18 protein-coding genes and 1 pseudogene are annotated in these 21,790 nt (G+C 64.5%); 10 read left to right on the top strand and 9 right to left on the bottom strand.

Annotation, left to right across the window (positions count from 1 at the left end; all coding sequences use genetic code 11):
- Positions 1-165 precede the first annotated feature (165 nt).
- Positions 166-1,974, top strand: coding sequence for an alpha/beta hydrolase (locus tag J2R76_RS08295; RefSeq protein WP_076828693.1), 1,809 nt, complete (start codon positions 166-168; stop codon positions 1,972-1,974).
- A gap of 73 nt (positions 1,975-2,047) precedes the next feature.
- Positions 2,048-2,446 carry an MAPEG family protein gene (locus J2R76_RS08300; protein WP_076828695.1) on the top strand — a complete coding sequence of 133 codons (399 nt, stop codon included), beginning with the start codon at positions 2,048-2,050 and terminating at the stop codon, positions 2,444-2,446.
- Positions 2,447-2,496: 50 nt separating this feature from the next.
- Here the strand turns inward: J2R76_RS08300 and J2R76_RS08305 are convergent, their stop codons facing one another.
- From J2R76_RS08305 to J2R76_RS08330, 6 genes are all read right to left on the bottom strand, one after another.
- Positions 2,497-3,087, bottom strand: a complete 591-nt coding sequence (locus tag J2R76_RS08305) for a bifunctional 2-polyprenyl-6-hydroxyphenol methylase/3-demethylubiquinol 3-O-methyltransferase UbiG (protein WP_057018589.1) — start codon at positions 3,085-3,087, stop codon at positions 2,497-2,499.
- Positions 3,088-3,101: 14 nt separating this feature from the next.
- Positions 3,102-4,082, bottom strand: coding sequence for an N-acetyl-gamma-glutamyl-phosphate reductase (gene argC / locus J2R76_RS08310; protein WP_076828697.1), 981 nt, complete (start codon positions 4,080-4,082; stop codon positions 3,102-3,104).
- 120 nt (positions 4,083-4,202) lie between these two features.
- Positions 4,203-5,249, bottom strand: coding sequence for an N-acetyl-gamma-glutamyl-phosphate reductase (argC, locus tag J2R76_RS08315; protein ID WP_057018591.1), 1,047 nt, complete (start codon positions 5,247-5,249; stop codon positions 4,203-4,205).
- Entirely contained in the window at positions 5,246-5,920 is a 675-nt protein-coding gene (locus tag J2R76_RS08320) for an FMN-binding negative transcriptional regulator (protein ID WP_076828700.1), read from the bottom strand. The genes argC (J2R76_RS08315) and J2R76_RS08320 overlap by 4 nt, the downstream gene beginning before the upstream one ends.
- A 337-nt stretch (positions 5,921-6,257) precedes the next feature.
- The gene (locus J2R76_RS08325; protein WP_076828702.1) at positions 6,258-7,247 is read right to left on the bottom strand and encodes an MBL fold metallo-hydrolase; all 990 of its coding nucleotides are present in this window, start codon (positions 7,245-7,247) and stop codon (positions 6,258-6,260) included.
- Between the two features lie 148 nt (positions 7,248-7,395).
- Positions 7,396-7,926 carry a DedA family protein gene (locus J2R76_RS08330; RefSeq protein ID WP_028332199.1) on the bottom strand — a complete coding sequence of 177 codons (531 nt, stop codon included), beginning with the start codon at positions 7,924-7,926 and terminating at the stop codon, positions 7,396-7,398.
- A gap of 203 nt (positions 7,927-8,129) precedes the next feature.
- On the opposite strand from J2R76_RS08330, the gene J2R76_RS08335 reads away from it, so the two are divergent.
- The 4 genes from J2R76_RS08335 (at position 8,130) to J2R76_RS08350 (ending at position 12,653) form a co-directional block, all read left to right on the top strand.
- On the top strand, positions 8,130-8,480 hold the full coding sequence (locus tag J2R76_RS08335; protein WP_244558850.1) for a hypothetical protein: 351 nt from the start codon (positions 8,130-8,132) through the stop codon (positions 8,478-8,480).
- Positions 8,481-8,606: 126 nt separating this feature from the next.
- A complete protein-coding gene (gene parE, locus J2R76_RS08340; RefSeq protein ID WP_076828704.1) occupies positions 8,607-10,667 on the top strand; it encodes a DNA topoisomerase IV subunit B in 2,061 nt (686 codons plus the stop codon).
- Between the two features lie 226 nt (positions 10,668-10,893).
- Entirely contained in the window at positions 10,894-11,685 is a 792-nt protein-coding gene (locus J2R76_RS08345) for an outer membrane protein (RefSeq protein ID WP_076828706.1), read from the top strand.
- A gap of 197 nt (positions 11,686-11,882) precedes the next feature.
- The gene (locus J2R76_RS08350; RefSeq protein WP_016842941.1) at positions 11,883-12,653 is read left to right on the top strand and encodes an SDR family NAD(P)-dependent oxidoreductase; all 771 of its coding nucleotides are present in this window, start codon (positions 11,883-11,885) and stop codon (positions 12,651-12,653) included.
- Between the two features lie 36 nt (positions 12,654-12,689).
- Here the strand turns inward: J2R76_RS08350 and J2R76_RS08355 are convergent.
- Both J2R76_RS08355 and J2R76_RS08360 read right to left on the bottom strand, forming a co-directional pair.
- Positions 12,690-13,934, bottom strand: a pseudogene (locus J2R76_RS08355) (FAD-dependent oxidoreductase).
- Between the two features lie 72 nt (positions 13,935-14,006).
- The gene (locus J2R76_RS08360; protein ID WP_141341088.1) at positions 14,007-15,503 is read right to left on the bottom strand and encodes a caspase family protein; all 1,497 of its coding nucleotides are present in this window, start codon (positions 15,501-15,503) and stop codon (positions 14,007-14,009) included.
- A 230-nt stretch (positions 15,504-15,733) separates the two neighbouring features.
- On the opposite strand from J2R76_RS08360, the gene J2R76_RS08365 reads away from it, so the two are divergent.
- From J2R76_RS08365 to J2R76_RS08380, 4 genes are all read left to right on the top strand, one after another.
- Entirely contained in the window at positions 15,734-16,687 is a 954-nt protein-coding gene (locus J2R76_RS08365) for a helix-turn-helix transcriptional regulator (protein WP_076828710.1), read from the top strand.
- A gap of 250 nt (positions 16,688-16,937) precedes the next feature.
- The gene (locus J2R76_RS08370) at positions 16,938-17,630 is read left to right on the top strand and encodes a helix-turn-helix transcriptional regulator (RefSeq protein ID WP_309143530.1); all 693 of its coding nucleotides are present in this window, start codon (positions 16,938-16,940) and stop codon (positions 17,628-17,630) included.
- Between the two features lie 251 nt (positions 17,631-17,881).
- Positions 17,882-19,375 (top strand): DEAD/DEAH box helicase, encoded by a 1,494-nt coding sequence (locus tag J2R76_RS08375; protein WP_057018600.1) that lies wholly within the window; start codon positions 17,882-17,884, stop codon positions 19,373-19,375.
- Between the two features lie 418 nt (positions 19,376-19,793).
- Entirely contained in the window at positions 19,794-20,861 is a 1,068-nt protein-coding gene (locus J2R76_RS08380) for a GGDEF domain-containing protein (protein ID WP_076828716.1), read from the top strand.
- Between the two features lie 274 nt (positions 20,862-21,135).
- Here J2R76_RS08380 and J2R76_RS08385 read toward each other — a convergent pair whose 3' ends face one another.
- On the bottom strand, positions 21,136-21,618 hold the full coding sequence (locus J2R76_RS08385; protein WP_076828718.1) for a TfoX/Sxy family protein: 483 nt from the start codon (positions 21,616-21,618) through the stop codon (positions 21,136-21,138).
- Positions 21,619-21,790: the final 172 nt, after the last annotated feature.

Below are 21,790 nucleotides of genomic sequence, written 5' to 3' on the forward strand. Positions count from 1 at the left end.
CGAAACGCTTAAAGCGGGAACACCAAAAGCGACCCCTGAGGCTTCAATATGACGGAACAAAGATTTTTTCTCGCACCGCAACAGAGCGAAATGCTGGATTTTGACTGATTTGCGTTGCCGCACCGCGCGATGACGCCCTCCAAACGACGCGATATTGTACCTCAGATGAGCAACGTTAGTACCGACACCCAGGCCACCCCGAAATTCAACGCCGAAGCCTTCGCCATGAACATCGCGCGGGCGATGGAGAGCAGCGGCCAGGCGCTGGCAGCCTATCTCAAGCCGCGCCAGACCGGAGAAGTCCGCGACAAGCCGCCGAATGAGCTCGGTGAGGTCATCAAGACCTTCAGCGTGATCGCCGAATACTGGCTGTCCGACAAGGAGCGCGCCTCGTCGCTGCAGATGCAGCTCGGCAAGGACTATCTCGATCTCTGGGGCTCGGCGGTGCGCCGCATGGCCGGCGAGGCCGATGCCAAGCCGGCGATCGCCCCGGCCCCGCGCGACAAGCGCTTCCAGGATCCGGAATGGAAGTCGAACCAGTTCTTCGACTTCATCCTGCAGCTCTATTTGCTGACCGCGAAATGGGCGCAGCAGCTGGTCCATGACGCCGACGGGATCGATCCCCACACGCGCAAGAAGGCCGAATTCTACGTCCAGCAGATCACCAACGCGCTGGCGCCGTCGAATTTCGTGCTGACCAATCCGGAGGTGCTGCGCGCCACCGTCGAGACCAATGGCGACAATCTGGTGCGCGGCATGAAGATGCTGGCCGAGGATATCGAGGCCGGCCACGGCACGCTGCGGATCCGCCAGTCCGACTCGAGCAATCTCGAGGTCGGCGTCAACATGGCGACGACGCCGGGCAAGGTGATCTTCCAGAACGAGCTGATGCAGCTGATCCAGTATTCGCCGGCGACCGAGAACGTGCTGCGCACGCCGCTGCTGATCGTGCCGCCCTGGATCAACAAGTTCTACATCCTCGATCTGCGCCCCGAGAAATCCTACATCAAATGGTGCGTCGACCAGGGCATCACGGTGTTCGTGATCTCCTGGGTCAATCCGGACAAGGAGCTCGGCAAGAAGACCTGGGCCGACTACATGACCGAAGGCCCGCTGACGGCGATGGACGTCATCGAGAAGGTCACCGGCGAGATGAAGGTGCATACCGCCGGCTATTGCGTCGGCGGCACCCTGCTCGCCTCGACGCTCGCCTATCTCGCCGAGAAGCGCCGCCAGCGCGTGACGTCGGCGACGTTCTTTGCCGCGCAGGTCGACTTCACCCATGCCGGCGATCTCCTGGTGTTCGTCGACGAGGACCAGATCTCGGCGCTCGAACGCGACATGCAGGAATCCGGCGTGCTCGAGGGCAGCAAGATGGCGATGGCCTTCAACATGCTGCGCTCGAACGACCTGATCTGGTCGTATGTCGTGAACAATTATCTGAAAGGCCAGACGCCGTCCTCGTTCGACCTGCTGCACTGGAATTCGGATGCGACGCGGATGCCGTCGTCGAACCACTCCTACTACCTGCGCAACTGCTATCTGGAGAACCGGCTGTCGACCGGCACCATGGTGCTGGACAACACGCTGCTCGATCTGTCGAAGGTGAAGGTGCCGGTCTACAACCTCGCCGCCCGCGAGGATCACATCGCGCCGGCGGAATCGGTGCTCTACGGTTCGCAGTTCTTCGGCGGCCCGGTGAGATATGTGCTGTCCGGCTCCGGCCATATCGCCGGCGTGGTCAATCCACCCGCGTCGAACAAGTACCAGTACTGGACCAACGACAACATCAAGGACATGAAGCTCGCCGACTGGCTGAAGGGAGCCGAGGAGCACAAGGGCTCGTGGTGGCCCGACTGGCGCGGCTGGCTGGAAAGCCATGACCCGGAGACGGTCCCGGCGCGCATGGTCGGCTCCAACGGCACGCAGGTGCTCGAGGACGCCCCGGGCAGCTATGTCCGCGTCCGCGCGTAGCGCCAACTCTTCCGCTCAGCTATAAACAGACGGTCCCGACGGTCGGGAATCGAATTCACGTGAGGGGGAGACGATGACGCGCGAACTGTTCTGGCTGTCACTGACGGTGATCCTGACCGGGCTGTTGTGGATCCCCTACATCATCAACCGCTGCCAGGTGCGCGGCCTCTCCGCCGCCATGGGCAACCCCTCGCGCAACGACAAGCCGCACGCGGAATGGGCCAACCGGCTGATGTTCGCCCATGACAACGCGGTCGAGAACCTCGTGATCTTCGCGCCGCTGGTCCTGATCCTCAATGCGGCCGACTATTCCACCAAGTGGACCGTGCTCGCCTGCGCCGTCTATTTCTGGGCGCGCGTCGCACACCTGATCGTGTACACGCTCGGCCTGCCGGTGTTCCGCACCCTGGCTTTTACGGTCGGCTTCCTCGCCCAGGCGGTGCTGGCGCTCGCGATCTTCAAGGTCCTCTGATCCAGATATTCCCGCCGGTTGCGGCGACAGCCGCGCCGGCGCGGCCTCAACTACCCGCCCTTGCGCACCACGATGTGCAGCATCGTCGCGGGCGCCTCGTCAAAGCTCTTGATCTCGCTGGTGTCGGACGAGACTTGCGTCCACGCCCCTGACGCGGCGTAGGTCGCAGCGAGCCAGTCCGCCGCGGGATAATTGTAGTAGCGGCCGATGCTGTCGCGGCCATCGCCATGGCCGATCTTGTAGCTCGCGTAGAAAACGCCACCGGGTTTCAGCGCCCGATGGATGCGGCCGATGATGTCGGCCAATTCGTCGCGCGGCACGTGCAGCAGGCAGGCGCTGGCCCAGACGCCGTCATAGGCTTCGCGGTCCTCGAGCTCATCGAACAGCATCGCCTCGACGGGATGTTTGATGCGGCGCGCCGCGACCTCGGCCATCTCGGGCGACCCGTCGGTCGCACGCAGCACAAAGCCTTCGGCGAGCATGACGGCGGCATGATTGCCGGCGCCGCAGCCGAGTTCGAGGATCGCGCCGCCCGGCGGCAGCAGCTTCAGAAAGCCGATCAGCCGGGTGGACGGGGCTTTCGCCCACCCGGCATAGGCCTCGGCATTGCGCCGATAGAACTGCAGCGTGGCGTCGTCCACGATCCGCGTCGCCGTCAGCTGTCGGCCAGCCCGAGCATCAGCCGCATGTTCTGGACCGCGGCACCCGAGGCGCCCTTGCCCAGATTGTCGAGCCGCGCGACCAGCACCGCCTGGTGGTGCTTGTCGCTGGCGAAGACGTAGAGCTCGAGTTGGTTGGTCTCGTTGAGCGCCTCCGGCTCGAGCCGCCCGCCCTTGGCGGCCTCGTTCTGCAGCGGCATCACCGAGACATATTTGCTGCCGGCGTACCATTTCGCCAGAGTCGCTTGCAGATCGGTACCATCAGGCTTGCCCGGCAGCGCGTCGAGTTGCAGCGGCACCGAGACCAGCATGCCCTGCCGGTAGTTGCCGACCGACGGGATGAAGATCGGCCTTCGCGTCAGGTGCGAATAGAGCTGCATCTCCGGAACGTGCTTGTGCTCGAAGCCGAGGCCGTAGAGTTCGAAGGCCGGCGCCGAGCCGTCCTCGAAGCTGGCGATCATCGACTTGCCGCCGCCCGAATAGCCGCTCACCGCGTTGACGGTGACGGGATAATCCGCCGGCAGCACGCCGGCATCGACGATCGGCCGCAGCAGCGCGATCGCGCCGGTCGGATAGCAACCCGGATTGGAGACCTTCTTCGCGTTACGGATCTTGTCGGCCTGGTCGGGCGCGAGCTCAGGAAAACCGTAGGCCCAGTCGGGCGCAACGCGATAGGCCGTCGAGGCGTCGAGCACTTTCGGCGCGGCATTGCCCATCGTGTCGATCAGCGCCACAGTCTCCTTGGCGGCCTCGTCAGGCAGGCAGAGGATCACGAGATCCACCTCCTCCATCAGCGCGCGCTTGGCGCCGGCATCCTTCCGCTTGTCCTCGGCGATGTGCTTCACCGCAACGTCGCCGATCGAGAGCAGCCGCTCCTGGATGCCGAGGCCGGTCGTGCCGGACGCGCCATCGACGAACACGGTGGCCTTGGTCGCACCGCTCCTGGTTTTCGGTTGGTTGGTGTCGGTGAGGGTCATGGCACGTTCCTTTCGAGCTCGTTCGTTTCGTTTAACACATCTGGCCGCGCCTGCGCCGCCAACGGGGATAAGCAGTTATCCTTAGATTGAGCGCCCCTCGCCAGCGACAACAACCCCCGCTCATGGAAACAGCGCGATCTGCTCCAGTCCGGTGGTTTCGGGCAAGCCGAACATCAGGTTCATGTTCTGGATCGCCTGTCCGGCCGAACCCTTCACAAGATTATCGAGCGTCGAGAGCACGATGGCGCGGTTCTTGATCCGGTCGGCGACGACGCCGATCTGAACATAATTCGAACCACGCACGTTCTGCGTCTGTGGCAGCACACCCTTCTTCGTCACATATACGAACGGCTCGTTGGCGTAGGCCCTTTCCAGCTCGGCGCGCAAATCGTCCGGCGTAGCCCCGTTGAGCTTGACATAGGATGTGCAGAACTCACCCCGCGCCATCGGAATGAGATGCGGGGTGAAGTTCACCGTCACAGCCGAGCCAGCGGCCGCGCCAATCTCCTGCTCAATCTCCGCCGAGTGTCGATGGCTTCCGATCGAATAGGGCGACAACCCTTCGCCGGCCTCGCTGAACAGCGTGTTCTGCTTCAGTCCGCGTCCGGCGCCGGTGACGCCCGACTTTGCGTCGATGATGATGTCGTCGACGTCAATCAGCTTTGCCTTCGCCAGCGGAACAAGCGCCAGCAGCACCGCCGTCGGATAGCAGCCGGGACAGGCTACCAGCCGCGCGGCCGTGACCTCCTCCCGGTAGAGTTCGGTCAGCCCATAGACCGCCTCGTCCTGCAATTCGAGCGCCCGGTGCTCATGCCCGTACCATTGCGCGTAGCTGTCTTTGTTGCGCAGCCGGAAATCCGCGGACATATCGAGGATCTTGATTCTGGGATTGGCTTTCAGCACCGCGGCGATGATCTCTTGCGTCGTCCCGTGCGGCAGTCCGCAGAACACGGCATCGAGCCGCGTCCAGTCGACCTTTTCCCATTCCACGAGTTTTGGCAGGTCGAGCATGAAGAAGTGAGGAAACACCTCGCTCATCGTCTTGCCGGCATGGGTGTTAGCGGTAAGCGCGGTGATTTCGGCATTCGGGTGCCGCGCCAACAGGCGCACCGCGTCGGCGCCGGTGTAGCCGGACGCGCCCAAAATTCCGATTTTCTTCTTCGTCATTGCTCGCTCCTCGGAAGCGTAGTCATCTCGGTCTGTATCAGCGCGAAAGCCTGCGGGCGCACCTCGCGCATCAAGGCCGCGATGTCTTGGGCACCGGGTTCGGCCTGCAAAGCGAGCGTGTTGCCGACCGCCGCGAAATCGGTTTCAGACTTGTGCTGGTTCAGCTTGAAGCTGCCCTCCACCTCTTCCACCATCATCTCGAGACCCACGATGGCCTTCTTCATGGTTTCCAGCCTCGCGGCGGTCATCTTGCCCGACACCCACGGCTTTTTCGGCAGCAGCCGGTCCTCGAACTTGGCGCTCAGCGCGTCGATCTGAACGGCAAGCTCGTCATCCGACAACGTCCGCACCGGCCCGGTCAGATGCACCGCCTGATAGAGCCAGGTCGGCACCTGATCGGGTGACACGTACCAGTCCGGCGAAACATAGGCGTCGGCGCCGGTAACGGCCAGCAGCCAAGGTGACCCGCCCGCCAGCTTTACCAGCGGATTGTGACGGGCAACATGAAACAGCGCCCGCGGCGTCCCGTCGGCGGCGTAAGTCAAGTAGAACGGGAGCGCGGAGGCGATCGGCTTGCCGCCGTCCCACGCGCAGGCCATGCCGAAACCACGCGCTTCCGCGAAGGCAAGGCTCGCGGCACGGTCAGGCTTGAAGGGCGGTGGCGTATACATGGTCAAAGCTCCTGCATGACGAAGGAGCCGCCAGATCGAACCGCGTGTCTTTTTCAGGAGAGCGCCGCGGGATCGGGTCCGGCGGCAGAGGCGATGGTCTTAAACGCGAGCGACCGCCCATACCGCGATAATGCGGCGGCGGCGGGCAATGATGATGGTCGCGGCGTTGATCATGGCCGCGGCTATAAGGCCGCGCCCCCTTGACGTCAAGTTGTTGCTTGTCATTCCGGGGCGATGCACAGCATCGAACCCGGAATCTCGCGCTAGGACCTCCAGATTCCGGGGTTCGCGCTCCGCGCGCCCTCAGGTGCGCAATGGCGCACCGGGGAATGACTGGCTAGATCGCCGGATTCCACGGTGCCGGCACGACGCGATAGCCGCTGCCGTCCTTCACCACATGGCCGAGGCCCGGGAACGGATAGTGGAAGCCCTGCACCTGGAGCCGCTCGGCAACCACCATGTCGTAGATGCGCCGGCGGGTCTTCTCCGCCACGTCGCCGTCCTGGTCGAAGAACGCATGCCAGCCGGGGTTGGTCGCGAACAGGTTCGGATTGTTGGTGACATCGGACTGGATGAAGACCTTGTCCGGGCCCGAGGCCAGCACGTAGGAGGTGTGGCCCGGCGTGTGGCCGACGGTCTCGACCGAGGTCAGGCCCGGCGCGATCTCCTTGCCCCACTCGTACGGCGTGACCTTCTTCTTCAGGCCGGCTTCGAAGATATTGCGGTTGTTCTTGAACAGGCCCTGCATGCGGCCGGCCGGCGCCCGGCTCATCTCGCCGTCGTCCATCCAGAACTTCCACTCGGTCGCCGGCACCAGCACCTCGGCATTCGGGAATGCCGGCGTGCCTTCGGCGGTCAAGAGGCCGTTCACGTGGTCGCCGTGGAAGTGCGAGATCACGACCATGTCGACATTCCTGGGATCGAAGCCGGCGGCGACGAAATTGTCGGCGAACAGGCCATTGGCGCCCTTCGTGCTGGCCTTCGCCAGCGCACCATTGCCGGTGTCGATCACCACCAGCTTGCCGCCGGTGTTGAGCACCAGCGGTGCGAACCAGATCGTCATCATGTCGCGCGGCATGAACGCCTTCTCAAGCGCCGCGTTGACGTCGTCCCGCTTTGCATTGGAGATGAAGGAGTCTTCCAGCTTGAAGACATTCTTGCCATCGGACACAACGGTGACGAGGATGTCGCCGACCTTGTAACGATAGAAGCTCGGCGCCTGCTTGTCGGCAACCGGCGCCACAGCGCCCGCAGGAACGGTTGATAGCAACGGTGCGGCGGCGATGCCGGCAGCGCCGGCGAGAGCATGACGTCGTGTCAATTCCATGTGCTGTCCTTCCAAGTGAAACTGCGCCCGATGAATTCGCGCCCGGTGGGCGCGGTTGTATCAGCGTTTCGATACTCGCGCGATGCCGACAGCTCGAGCGGTTACCCTCCCGCCTAACCCCTGCAGGTCGGCCTTATTCCGGAGCTTGCTACACCACCCGCCACACCCACTCGATGGCATGGGCAATGACGTCGCCGAACAGCAGCAGTGCCGCCGACCAGACCAGCGCGGAGACGAAATTGGCGATCTGGAATTGCCAGTACGACATCTCGAAAATGCCGGCCGCAAGCGGCACCGAGGCGCGCAGTGGACCGAAGAAGCGGCCGATGAAGATGCTGGGCACGCCCCAGCTCTTCACGAAGGCCTCGCCCCGCGGCAGGATCTCCGGGTAGCGCGACAGGGGCCACATCTGCGCGACCTGCTCCTTGTAGCGATAGCCGAACCAGTAGGAGACCCAGTCGCCGAGCGCGGCACCAACGCCGCCCGCGATCCAGATCGGCCAGAAGCTGATCCCGCTGACGCCGATCAGGGCGCCGATCGCGACCAGCGCGCCCCAGGCCGGAACCAGCAATGAAATGAAGGCGAGCGATTCAGCGAACGCCAGCAGCATGACGATCGGAGCGGCCCAGGCCTGGTGGTGCCGCACGAATTCGGCCAGGGCCCGCGCAAGGTCTTCCATCTCGTCGTGTGCCTTCCCGCTCCGTTGAACCTCGAATGAACCTTTCTAGCGGCACGCAGCCTAAGAACAGGTAAGCCAGCCGATTGCGTGACATCAAGTCACAAAGGCGGGGATCGACCGTGATTTCCCGTAAGGCCCCTGAGGTCCAGGTTGGCATCTCCCTCACAAGAAAAAGGAATTACTGGATGATCGGATCGCTGATGATGTGCGTGAGCGTTCTCGTCCTGCTGTTCGGAATGCTCGCGGGCATCGCCATGGGTATCCAGCACGACTTCACGTTGGGACCGGCGCATGCGCATCTCAATCTGGTCGGCGGCGTGCTGCTGTTCCTGTTCGGCCTCTACTACCGGCTGGTGCCGGAAGCGGGCAGCATGCTGCTCGCCAGAATCCAGGGCTGGCTGCATATCGTCGGCGGCGTCCTGTTCCCGGCCGGCGTGGCCGCCGTGCTGCTGAAGGGACCGTCGTTCGAGGCGGCGCCGATCGTCGGGTCACTGCTGGTGGTCGCCGCCATGGCCCTGTTCACGGTCATTGTAATCCGCACCTCGCAGGCGTAATCGCGGTTTCCTATCTATGGGGATGGCCGGGCTCCAGGGCGCGGCCGTCCCCATTGGCAGCCCATCCGTGGCATAGTCAGAGCAACCGATTCGCCGCGCCGTGACCGGCGCGTCACTTGAAGAACCATGGCCAAATCATTGAAGTCGAACGCCAAAAGTAAATCTGCCGACGATCTGTTCGGAGCCCCGGAACCGAAGGGACGCGCCCCGGCGAAGGCTGCTTCGCGATCCGCTGGAAGCGCCGAAGCCGGTTATACGGCGGCTGACATCGAGGTGCTGGAAGGGCTGGAACCGGTCCGCCGGCGCCCCGGCATGTATATCGGCGGCACCGACGAGAAGGCCCTGCACCACCTGTTCGCCGAGGTGATCGACAACTGCATGGATGAGGCGCTGGCGGGCCACGCCACCTTCATCGACGTGGAGCTGACCGCCGACGGCTTCCTGACCGTGACCGACAATGGCCGCGGCATTCCGGTCGACCCGCATCCGAAATTCCCGAAGAAGTCGGCGCTCGAAGTCATCATGTGCACGCTGCACTCGGGCGGCAAGTTCGACTCCAAGGTCTACGAGACCTCGGGCGGCCTGCACGGTGTCGGTGTCTCCGTGGTCAACGCCCTCTCCTCGCGGCTCGAGGTCGAGGTTGCGCGCAGCGGGCAGTTGCATCGCATGACCTTCGAGCGCGGCCACCCCAAGGGCAAGCTCGAAGACCTCGGCAAGGTCAACAACCGCCGCGGCACGCGCATCCGCTTCAAGCCGGACACCGACATTTTCGGCGCCAAGGCGGCTTTCAAGCCGCAGCGTCTGTTCAAGATGACGCGCTCGAAGGCCTATCTGTTCGGCGGCGTCGAGATTCGCTGGCACTGCGACCAGGAGCTCCTGAAGGGCGTCGAAGACGTCCCGTCGGAAGCCAAGTTCCACTTCCCCGGCGGACTGAAGGATTATCTGGCCGCGGCGATCCACGCCGATACGCTGGTGCATCAGGATATCTTCTCCGGCAAATCCGGCCGCAGCGGCGCGCATGGCGCCTGCGAATGGGCCGTGGCCTGGACGGCCGATGCCGACGGCTTCCTGTCGTCCTACACCAACACGGTGCCGACGCCCGATGGCGGTACGCATGAATCCGGCCTGCGCAGCGCATTGTTGCGCGGTCTGAAGGACCACGCCGAACGCGCGGGCCAGGGCAAGCGCGCGGCGTCCATCACCTCGGAAGACGTGATGGTGGGCGCGGCCGTGATGCTCTCGGTGTTCGTGCGCGAGCCTGAATTCCAGGGCCAAACGAAGGACCGCCTCGCCACCGCCGAAGCGCAGCGCATCGTCGAACAGGCGATGAAGGATCCGTTCGATCACTGGCTGTCAGGCAATCCGAACCAGGCCAACCGGCTGCTCGATTTCGTGATCGATCGCGCCGAGGAGCGGCTGCGCCGCCGCCAGGAAAAGGAGACCGCGCGCAAGACGGCCGGCAAGAAACTGCGTCTGCCCGGCAAGCTCGCCGACTGCTCCGACGCCGGTACCGAAGGCTCTGAGCTCTTCATCGTCGAAGGTGACTCGGCCGGCGGCAGCGCCAAGCAGGCGCGCGACCGCAAGACGCAGGCCGTGCTGCCGCTGCGCGGCAAGATCCTCAACGTCGCCTCTGCCGGCAAGGACAAGCTGACCGCCAACGCGCAGCTCTCCGACCTCGTGCAGGCGATCGGCTGCGGCACGCTCGCGCATTACCGCGAAGAGGATCTGCGCTACCAGCGCATCATCATCATGACCGACGCCGACGTCGACGGGGCGCACATCGCATCGCTCCTGATCACCTTCTTCTACCGGCAGATGCCGCGGCTGATCGACGAAGGGCACCTCTATCTGGCGGTTCCGCCACTCTACAAGCTGAAGCACGGCACCAAGTCGATCTACGCCCGCGACGACGCGCACAAGGACGAGCTGCTGAAGAGCGAGTTCAACGCCAACGCCAAGGTCGAGGTGAACCGCTTCAAAGGCCTCGGCGAGATGATGCCGGCGCAGCTGAAGGAAACCACGATGGATCCGGCCAAGCGCACGCTGCTGCGCGTGGTGCTGCTGGCCGACGATCGCGAGGGCACCGCCGACTCGGTCGAGCGGCTGATGGGCACCAAGGCCGAAGCCCGCTTCGCCTTCATTTCCGACAAGGCCGAATTCGCCAGCGACGACCTACTCGACGTCTAGGCCCAACCGATTGATCTGAAATGAATTTCCGGCCGCCCCCAGATTGGGGCGGGCGTTGCCATTTTGCCCGTTCGGAGAGCCCCAGTGGCTTCGTTTTCGGCCGGATGTGTCTCACCAGCAACAGCATTTCCGGCGGAACCACGTATAGTTCGACCATGAGTTTCGGGAATCGGTGCCAGCGCACTCCCCTGAGCGACCTGATCGAACGCTAGTCGAGGATTTGGATATGAAGAAGATTTTGCTCGCTCTGACCGCGGTTGCTGCGATGACGGCATCGGCGTCGGCTGCCGATCTGGCCGCCCGCCCCTACACCAAGGCTCCTGCCCCGGTTCCGGTCGCTCCGAGCTGGACCGGCTTCTACATCTTCGGCGGCGGCGGCGGCGGCGTCTGGGATGCTGACACGGGCGTCCAGTCGACCGTTACGGGTGCGCCGATCCTCGGCTTCAACCAGCGCCAGGGCGGCGATGGCTGGTACGGCACCGTCGGTGCCGGTTATGACTGGCAGACCGCCAACAGCTGGGTCATCGGCGTGTTCGCCGACGGTCAGTTCGGCAGCCTGAAGGGCACCATCCAGGATCAGGGTCCGTTCGTCGCCGGCAACATCAAGAACGACTACAGCTGGGCGGCTGGTGCGCGCCTCGGCTACCTGATCGCGCCGAACGTCCTGTCCTACGTCAACGCCGGTTACTCCAGCTCGCACTGGAAGGGCACCACGCTGTTCAACACCGCGAGCGCGCTTCCCTCGGGTCTGCACACCAACGACTTCGATCGCGGCGGCTGGTTCGTCGGCGGCGGCGTCGAGAACAACCTGAACATCTTCGGCATCACCGCGCCGGGCTGGTTCATGAAGACCGAGTATCGCGCCGCTTACTACGACAACAAGAACATCTCGGAGCTGGTCGACGGCACCAACCTCTCGAACGGCCGCGACATCACCTTCAAGCCGCTTGTCCAGACCATCAGCACCTCGCTGGTCTACCGTTTCAACTGGACCGGTCCGGTTGTCGCCAAGTACTGAGCTGCGTACTGATCCCTGCTGAGATAGCAGAGCAAAAGCCCCGGCATTGTCCGGGGCTTTTTTGTTGCCCGAACGTCATGGAAATCGCCCGACGCGCAAGCCCGCCGGCGCAGGGCGGACCGGCTGTGGCCGATCTGGTCAGCGCCGTGACGATCGGGCACTCTCGCGCCCGGTTCAAACCTCAACGGACAACAACAATGAAAAACGGACAGTTTGATCTCTCGGGCCGGGTCGCCATCGTCACCGGCGGCAATGGCGGCATCGGGCTTGGCATGGCGCGCGGCCTGGCGGACGCCGGCGCGGCGGTTGCCGTGGTCGGCCGCAACGAGGCGAAGTCAAAGGCCGCCGTCGAGGATCTCGGCAAGCGCGGCGCCAAGGCGATCGCGGTGGCAACCGACGTGACCGACAAGGCCGCCGTCGCGGCCATGGTCGAACGGGTCGTTCGCGAGCTCGGCCGGATCGACATTCTCGTCAACAACGCCGGCATGAGCATCCGCAAGCCTCCGCACGAGCTCGAACTGGAGGAGTGGAGCAAGGTGATCGACACCAACCTCACCAGCGCGTTCATGTGCTCGAAGGCGGCTTATCCGGCGCTCAAGGCGTCGGGGCACGGCAAGATCATCAATATCGGCTCGATGATGTCGATCTTCGGTGCGAGCTTCGCCGCGGCCTATGCCGCGAGCAAGGGCGGCATCGTACAGTACACCCGCGCCTGCGCCAACGCCTGGGCTCCCGACAACATCCAGGTCAACGCCATCCTGCCCGGCTGGATCGATACCGACCTGACCAAAGGCGCGCGCCAGCAGGTGGCCGGGCTGCACGAGCGCGTGCTTGCGCGCACGCCGGCGGCACGCTGGGGGGCGATCGACGACTTCGCCGGCATCGCCGTGTTCCTGGCGTCGCCGGCGTCGGACTTCGTCACCGGCACCGCGATCCCCGTCGACGGCGGCTATTCGGTGATGGCCTGAAAACACGGGCGCTCTTCCGGTCGCGCGGCGCGCAGTTCAGCCCGCGGCCGGCGAATGCACGTGCTCCGGCCGCACCCCGACGGCGACCAGACGTGCGGTGAGGCCCTGCAGCCAGGGCATTGCCGTGATCAACCGCAGCGCCAACGGCACCGGCTGATCGCCGGCCTTCAGCGCCGCGCTGATGATGTTGTTCTGCGCAATCACCTGCATGCGCTGCGTCACGCGCACCGGGAATTCGCGGCGCCGCCGCACCGCATCGAGCTCGTCTTCCGACGGCACGCCGTGAACGAGCTTCGCCGCCAGGATGTTGGCGGTCGCGACCGCATCCTGCACCGCGAGGTTGACGCCGACGCCGCCGATCGGCGACATCGCATGCGCGGCGTCGCCGATGCAAAGCAGGCCGGGACGGGTCCAGCGCGTCAGGCGATTGATCGCGACCGTGAGCAGCTTGACGTCGTCAAAGCTCTTCACGTCGGCAAGGCCGGCCTTGAGGATCGGCGCCAGCCGCAGCACGTCGTCGAGCAGCGCCGGCAATCCCCTCGCCTTCACCGCCTCGTATTGGCCCTTGGCGATCACATAGGCGCATTGCCAGTAGTCGCCGCGATCGAACGTCACCATCATCTTGCCGTGCTCGACGCGGGCGAACAAATTCTCGGTCTCATCCGGACGCCGGCCGACGCGAAACCACAAAACGTCCATCGGCGCGCCGATCTCCTCGACGTCGAGGCCGGCGCGCTCGCGCACGATCGAATGACGTCCGTCGCAGCCGACGGTGAGATCCGCCTCGATCTCGACCGGGCCGTCGAGTGTGTTCGCGTGCACGCCCGCGACAGCATCGCCGCGCCGGATCAGATCGGTCGCCTCGGCCTTCATCAGCACCTTCAGCGAGGGGAAGCGCTTGCCGCTCTCGCGCAGGTAATTGAGGAAGTCCCACTGTGGCATCATCGCGATGAAGGGGTATTTGACGCTGAGGCGGCGGAGATCGGCGATCCGCACCGAGGTGCCGCCGAACATGCCGTCGAGCGTCTAAATGTCCTGATGCGGCAGCTTCAGGAAGCCGTCGATCAGGCCGAGTTCGTCCATCACCTGCAGGGTCGACGGATGCACGGTGTCGCCACGGAAGTCGCGGAAGAAGTCGGCGTGCTTCTCCAGCACCACGACATCGACTCCGGCGCGTCCGAGCAGATAGCCAAGCATCATGCCGGCCGGCCCACCACCGACCACGCAGCAGCGCGCCCTGATCTGACGCGTGTTCGGTCCTGCCGGATTGCCTGCATCCATGATGCCGTCCTCACCGCTGCCTCGCCCCTCAGAATCCGATTGTAACGCGGATCTGGCGGCAAGGATGCAAGGCTATCGCCTGAAGGTCTTGATTTCCGACACGCTGCCGTCGCGATAGGTCAGCTCGACCGAGACCGCCCTGGTCTGCGGCGCAAGCTTCAGATAAGGCTGCGCGTCAGACGGGATCGCGCTGGGATCGCGCGAATTGCAGGATGGCATCTTCAGGACCTTGTCCGGCACCGCGGTGTCGATGCCGATGCGCACCTCGCGGATCGCGCAGCGATACGACATCAGGTGCGTATAGTAGACCAGCAGCCCGTTGAACTCGCGGAATGACAGCCAGCTGGTCGCGGTCATGTCGAGGATCTTGCGCTGGTCGCGGATCAGCGCGGCGTCGGGATCGAACTTGATCGGGAACGGCCCCTGCATCATGCCTTGCGTATCGACATAGCGAATCTCGATCGTTGCGGCCGGCGCATCGGCCGGCAGCTCGACCGACGGATTGGGCATCCGCTTGCGCGTGCGCGGATCGAGCGTGTCGATGAAGCCGGTTTCGCGGAAATCGCCGCTGTCGCCGATCCGCCAGGAAATCCCGAGCGTCGGATCGGCGATCGAGAACACCACGGTCCAGCCGCCATTGTGCCGCGAGAAGCTCGCGATCGGCGCGTTGATCGAATCCTCCTTAGGCAGCTTCGGCACCGCGACCGGCGGCAGCGCGGCCACCTGCTGCGGCGGCGCGGACGGCTTGGTCGCCTCGGCCTGCCCCTTCGCGATCCCGTTCAGGAAGACATCGTCGACCATCTGGTCGAAATAGACCGGGATCTGCTTGTGCTTCACGGTCTCGGCCATCTCACTGACCAGGCGCCGCGTGCGCTGCGCGACCTGCACGAGATTCTCGCCGGGCTGCAGCAGCTCCTTGGCGAAGGTCCGCGTGAATACCGAATTGGGATTGGCATCATCGTTCGAAAGACGGTCGAGCGCGGTCTGGCGCGGCCCCGCCGAGAACACCGAGAACACGCCCTCCGGCAGTTGCGTCATCGGCGCGAGGCCACCGCCGCCGGCGACCGCGCGCGTGCCGGCGCGCTCGAACGGATTGTTGCGGCAGGCGTCGAACACCAGGATCGAGGTGCGCGCCTTCTTGTTCTGCAAGCGCTCGACGATGCGGTCGGCGAGAACAGAGGCGTCGCGCACCAATTCCTCCTGCCCTTCGGTGGCGGCCGGCACGTCGGTCGGTAGCAGGAAATTCTGGCCGGCGATCTCGAAGCCGTGGCCGGCATAGAAGAAGAACGCGGTATCGCCGGGTTCGACGGCGCGGTCGAACGCGAGCAGCGTCTCGGAGAACGCCTGCCGGTTGAGGTTCTCGGCTACCATGACGCTGAAGCCGAGCTGCTTCAGCGTGTCGCCCATGGTGCGGGCGTCGTTGACCGCCTTCTGCAGCCTGGGCACGTTCCTGTAGTCATTATTGCCGATCACCAGCGCGACGCGCTTTTCGGCCTGGGCGGGTGCGGCCGATGCGACAAATGCAACCGCCCAAAGGATCGCCGAAAGTCTCGAAAGCCAGCTCTTCATCCCGTTTCCCCGCCTGCACGACAAATGCGCCGCCCGTGCGACCGCCGTCTAATAGTCGGACCAGCCGTTTCGCCGGTTCAAGGCCGGCCGCGGACGGCCGTTCCGGCCGGCCACGCCAGGCCGAAATGAGGGATCCGATTTGTCTTAGGTCAAGTTTCTTTTTACGGCCCGCGTGATAGATTCGAAGCTCCATCCGGTTCGAGCTCTCCGCACGTCGCAACGGCTTTTCCGTGCACACATGGTCTACTGATCAAGTCGATCCCAAGGATCGCTTCGACTATTGGCGCGAGGTCCGCGCCAAGGGGCTGTTCGGCGTCACCGCCGAGTTGGAAGCCGACCGGCGCCGCGACTTCTTCGGCGAGTTCTCGCTGCGCAAGCTCGGCGATGCCGGGCTGGTCGAGCTGCGGGCCTCGCCGTACCGCGTCGAGCGGCGCACGGGCGACATCGCCGATGCGGCCAGCGACAGCCTGTGCATCTACCAGCAGCTTGGCGGCGGCGGCTGGTTCGGCGGCGCGCGGCTCGATGAATTTGCCGTTCGCGACGGCATGTTCGCGACCAGCTATTCGGACCTGCCCTATCGCACTGTCCCCCTGCACGATGACGGCTTCCACCTGCGCATCATCAAGGTCCCGGTGGCCAACATCGTCCCGCCGGGCGCCGAGCTCGGCGAACTCGTCCCCAGGCCCGTGCAGGATGAGACCGCGCTGCGGGCCCTGCTGGAAGCATGCTTCCGCGACCTCATCGAAAGCAATGATGCCGCGGCGGCGGGCACGGCGCCGACGGTGCAGGCGCTGGCGCATATCGCGCTGATCGAGCGCGGCATCATGCGGCCGAAGAGCCGGCTCGCGCAGCAGGCCTTGCGAACCGCCCATTTGTCGCTGGCCCGGCGCCTGATCCGGCGCCACCTGGCGCGTGCGGCGCTGTCGCCAACCCTGATTGCCGGCCTGCTCGGCATCTCGGTCCGTCACCTGCACATCCTGTTCGAGGAAACCGAGATGAGCTTCTCGGAGACCGTCACCGCGCTCCGGCTCGAGCAAAGCCGCCGCCTGCTCCGCGAGCAGCCCAGGCAGACGATCGCCGAGGTCGCCTTTGCCTGCGGCTTCGAGAGCCTTGCGACGTTCTACCGCCTCTTCAATGCATCCGAATCCATGACACCGGGCGACTACCGCGCGCGAACGGCCTGAGCGCCCGTCCGGACCGGCCGGGACACCGCGCTCGCAGTTTGCCGAGCTCCGCCGCGCCCCCTTCACTCCTTGAACTTCACACCGCCGCGCGATCCGACGTTCGTTGAACCGAAGTGATCAGCCTGCGCGCATTGAGAAGATATTTTCCGGCCATTTCGCCAGAACCACTGCGGCGCTTCGCCCGGGTTCGGCACCGCAAATTTCCTTACCGACGACGCGCGCGCTCATGCAGAGCGAGGGATCAGTCACGATGCGCGGTAAGCACGGGGATCACAGCCAGGAAACGCCAGCTACAGGCGCGACGCGCATTTATCTCGATGCCGCGGACCTGCGAGCGGATCAAATCCCGGCATCTGAGCCAGCCCGTCAGGGCTCAGCGGCGACCGGCAATCACGGCTGGACGCCGCTGCTCGAAGCTTGCCTCGCCGACTTCAAGGAAGCGACGAAGGCCGGTGATACCGCTTGCATTCCTGCGCTGGTCAAGATCGTGGCGGACCTTGCGCTGATCGAGCGCGGTGTGATCAGGCCGGGCAGCCGCCGGGCGCAGCAGGCGCTGCGCGTCGGCCGGCTCAGCCTCGCGCGCCACCTGATCACGCGCCATCTTGCCAAGCCAAGCCTGTCGCCAGGGATGGTCGCCGGCATGCTCGGCGTCTCGGTCCGCTACCTGCACGTCCTGTTCGAGGCGACCGGGGCAAGCTTTTCGCAGACCGTCACCGCCCAGCGCCTGAGCGAGAGCCGAAGGTTGCTTTGCGAGAAGCCGCCGCGGCCGATCGCCGACATCGCCCTCACCTGCGGGTTCGGCAGCCTCGCTACCTTCTACCGGATATTCGGCGATTCCGAAGGCCTGACGCCCGGCGGATTCAGGATGAAAAACAGCGCGGAGGCCCCCGCTGTGACCTCGCCGTCCGGGGCGGGGGTCGTGATTCATTTGACCGCCAAATGACGAAAAGACGCGTATTTCAGTCAAAACGTTAAGCTTTTTCGGCCATCCGGCTGGTTCCAAGATTGACTTTACCGCTTTCGCCCCTATGTTGCGGGCAACGCGGCCCTCGGATCGAAACGCGATTCGTCAGGTTTGCCGTCCGTCGGCGTTAGTCAGAGCCCCCGAGCTTTATAGAAAAGCGAGCCGTTTCGGGGCCGAACGCGACAGCCTTTTACCTGCGATGCCGAACGGCGGTTTCGACCAGAGGCTCAATGTCTTTTTCCAATCTAGGCCTGTCCGATAAGGTCCTCGCCGCAGTTGCGGCCACCGGTTACACCAATCCCACTCCGATCCAGGAACAGGCAATCCCGCACGTTCTCGCCCGGCGCGACGTCCTCGGCATTGCCCAGACCGGCACCGGCAAGACCGCTGCCTTCGTTCTCCCGATGCTTACCCTGCTCGAGAAGGGCCGCGCCCGGGCACGGATGCCGCGCACCCTGATCCTCGAGCCGACCCGCGAGCTTGCCGCGCAGGTGAAGGAGCAGTTCGACAAATACGGCGCCGGTCAGAAATTGAACGTGGCGCTCCTGATCGGCGGCGTCTCGTTCGGCGACCAGGACTCCAAGCTGATGCGCGGCGTCGACGTCCTGATCGCTACGCCCGGCCGCCTGCTCGACCACACCGAACGCGGCGGATTGCTGCTCACCGGCGTCGAGCTGCTGGTGATCGACGAAGCCGATCGCATGCTCGACATGGGTTTCATCCCCGACATCGAGCGCATCTGCAAGCTCGTCCCGTTCACGCGGCAGACCCTGTTCTTCACCGCGACGATGCCTCCGGAGATCAGCCGCATCACCGAGGCCTTCCTGCACAATCCTGCGCGGATCGAAGTCTCCAGGCCCGCGACCACCGCCGTCACCGTGACGCAATTGCAGGTCCCGGCCGGTCGCGAAGCGCATGACAAGCGCGAGATCCTCCGCCGCCTGCTGCGCGATGCCAAGGATCTCAACAACGCGATTATCTTCTGCAATCGCAAGCGCGAAGTCGCCGTCCTTCACAAGTCACTCCAGAAGCACGGCTTCAGCGTCGGTGCCCTGCACGGCGATATGGATCAATCCGCCCGCACCGCGGCCCTCGATCAATTCCGGAAGGGCGAGATTCCGCTGCTCGTCGCCTCCGACGTCGCCGCCCGTGGTCTCGACATTCCCGCGGTGAGCCACGTCTTCAATTTCGACGTACCGCACCACCCCGACGACTATGTCCACCGCATTGGCCGTACTGGCCGCGCCGGACGCACCGGTACTGCGATCTCCATCGTCACCTCGCTCGATAGCAAGTCGATGACCGCGATCGAGAAGCTGATCGGCCAGCCGATCCCGCGCGCTGAGGGCGACTACACCGTTCACAGCGAAGCCTCCGACGAGGACGCCGCGCCGCGCCGCTCGCGTGGCCGCGAAGGTTCGCGCGATGGTGCCCGCGGCGGCCGCAAGCCGCGCCGCGAGCGCGAGGCGCGCCACGGTGAACGCGAGCCGCGTCACGGTGAACGCGAAGCGCGTCACGAGCGGGAGCCCCGCGAGGAGCGCGCAGCGAAGCCGGAGCGTGAACCGCGCCACGGCCGCAATTCGGCTCCGCAGGCCGCTCCGTCGCACGTGCCGTCGATCGGGCGTGCCGAGCCACGGCGGCCGCAGCGCGAGGTGGACCATGAGCCCGCCGATCATTCGCACCTGCCCGCCTTCCTGCTACGACCTGTGCGCGCACGCGCATAAGGCCTGCTCTGATGCCGCCGCGCCAGCGGCGGTATTCCGGACACTTCTGTTACCGCCCACGACCGGCGCACGCGCTGATTCCTCAGCGTTTGAAGCAAATGCGCCCAGTTTGCGCCTCGCACCAAAGCGCGATGAGATTTGCGCGAAGCGTCATCGCGCCTTAGCTCGTTGTTTGTGCATGATCTTTTCGGAAAACCGCTGCGCACTTTTCCGGATCATGCTGTAGCGAGCAAACGAAAAGCGCCCGAAAGTGGCGCTCAAGGCGGACAAACATCGGGCGCGCCGCATGGTCGCCGCAGCCGGCTTCCCCGTAGTTCCACTGTTTACCTTGCCTTCACTCTCGTCCCGTACCCTCGCCCCAATAGTTTAGTCATTGCTGCCGGGTTTAATCGGCATTGCGTGCATTGAGGACGTGACAGTGGTCAAGCTGCTGGACGAACACGAACGTACGTTGGCCTTTGCCGAAGTCGCGCTTGGCCAGATCCGCTCGCTTCGCCAGACCGCAGTCCCCCGCAACTATGAAATCTGGTACGTCTACGCGACCGGATACAACGCGCCGCTCAACAAGGTCATCAACGAGACGCTGGCGCGCAGTGGCAAGCTCTCTGAATCCGATCTCGAGCAGATCTACGAAACCTACCTTTCGCACATCAAGACCTCGGACCGCATCGACAAGGTCGGCGCGCGCGTCATCGGCGAGATCGACGCCGTCATGAAGCTGATCACCGATGCGCTCGGCGTGTCCGCGACCTATGACGCCAGCCTCGTCGGCGCCAGCGATAAGCTTGCGAGCGCGACCACCCGCGATCACATCAAGGCAATCGTCGATAGCCTGGCGAAATCGACGCGCGAGATGCGCGAGACCAATCAGGCATTGGAGAACCGGCTCGCGCTGTCGAAGTCGGAGATCAGCGACCTGCAGCATAGCCTCGAGGCGATCCGTGCCGAGAGCCTGACCGATCCGCTCACCGGCCTCGGCAACCGGAAATATTTCGACCGCTCGGTCGACATGGCGGTGCAAGCCGCACTCGCCAGCGGCGAGCCGCTGTCGCTCCTGATGTTCGACATCGACCACTTCAAATCGTTCAACGACTCCTACGGCCATCTCACCGGCGACCAGGTGCTGCGGCTGGTGGCACAGTCGCTGAAGCAGAACATCAAGGGCCAGGACATCACCGCCCGCTATGGCGGCGAGGAATTCGCAGTGGTGCTTCCCAACACGGCGCTGCGGCAGGCGCTGACGGTCGCCGACCACATCCGCCGCGCCGTGATGGCCAAGGAGCTGAAGAAGAAGTCGACCGGCGAGATCCTCGGCCGCGTCACGATCTCGGTCGGCGTCTCCATGCTGAAGCCGACTGACGACACCGACTCGCTGATTGAGCGCGCCGACGCCTGCCTCTATGCCGCCAAGCGCGCCGGCCGCAACCGTGTGATCTGCGAGGCCGATCCGGAATACAGCACCGAGATCCAGACCCGCGTGGCGTGAGCCGCATATGCGGGTCTGCGGATTGCTTCGTCGCCCATGCTCCTCGCAATGACATGGACAAATTCGCTCATCCTTTCAGGGTGATGGGGATGCAGCGCAATCTCTCCCCTCGTCGTCCCGGCGAAAGCCGGGACCCATAACCACAGGGTTGAGTTGTTAGAAGGTTGTGGCCCCAGCGTCGTGCAACAATGACCTTCGGTGGTTATGGGTCCCGGCTTTCGCCGGGACGACATCGAGCATGTTGCGTCATCGAGAGGCATACATTCACGGTCTCTCAGGATCGGGACCGATTCTTTCCTGTGCGCTTCTTCCGAGCCGAAGATTGCTTCGCAGTCGCCTTGCTCGCGGCCACCTTCTTCCCTGCGGTCTTCCTGCCCGCAGTCTTCTTCGCAGGCGCCTTCGACTTTCGCGCAGCCGCTCGTTTCCTCGGCCGCTTGCGCAGGGCGGCGCGCTGGGCGGCGCCGAGTGCCGACCGTGCCCAGACTGCGAGTTCTTCCGAATCATCGAACAGCCGTGCCGGCAGCTGCCAGTAGGAGTTCACCGTGACGGTCTTCGACCGTGTCTGATACTGGAATGGCCCGCAGCCCTCCGCCTCAAATTGCGGGATGGTCTGCTCGTCGGCACGAAAGTAGAGCCCGGCACGCAAGGCGAGCGCGAAGTTAGTGCCGTCCGCGGAGATGCCGTAGCCGGAGAACATCCGGCGCAGCGTGACCGGGCCGAAATCGGCGAACAGGTCGGTGAGGAATTCGCGGTCCATGTGCCGATCGCCCCCGTTTCTGTCGCCTCATGGTAAGGAGCACGTCTCCATCCATGTCATTGCGAGCGTAGCGAAGCAATCCATCGCGCAACAAGCGGAAACATGGATTGCTTCGCCACGCTCGCAATGACGGGCAACACAGGTGCCGATCACACAACAATCGATATGCGGA

The sequence above is a fragment of the Bradyrhizobium sp. USDA 4532 genome (assembly GCF_024171315.1).
Lineage (GTDB): Bacteria > Pseudomonadota > Alphaproteobacteria > Rhizobiales > Xanthobacteraceae > Bradyrhizobium > Bradyrhizobium australafricanum.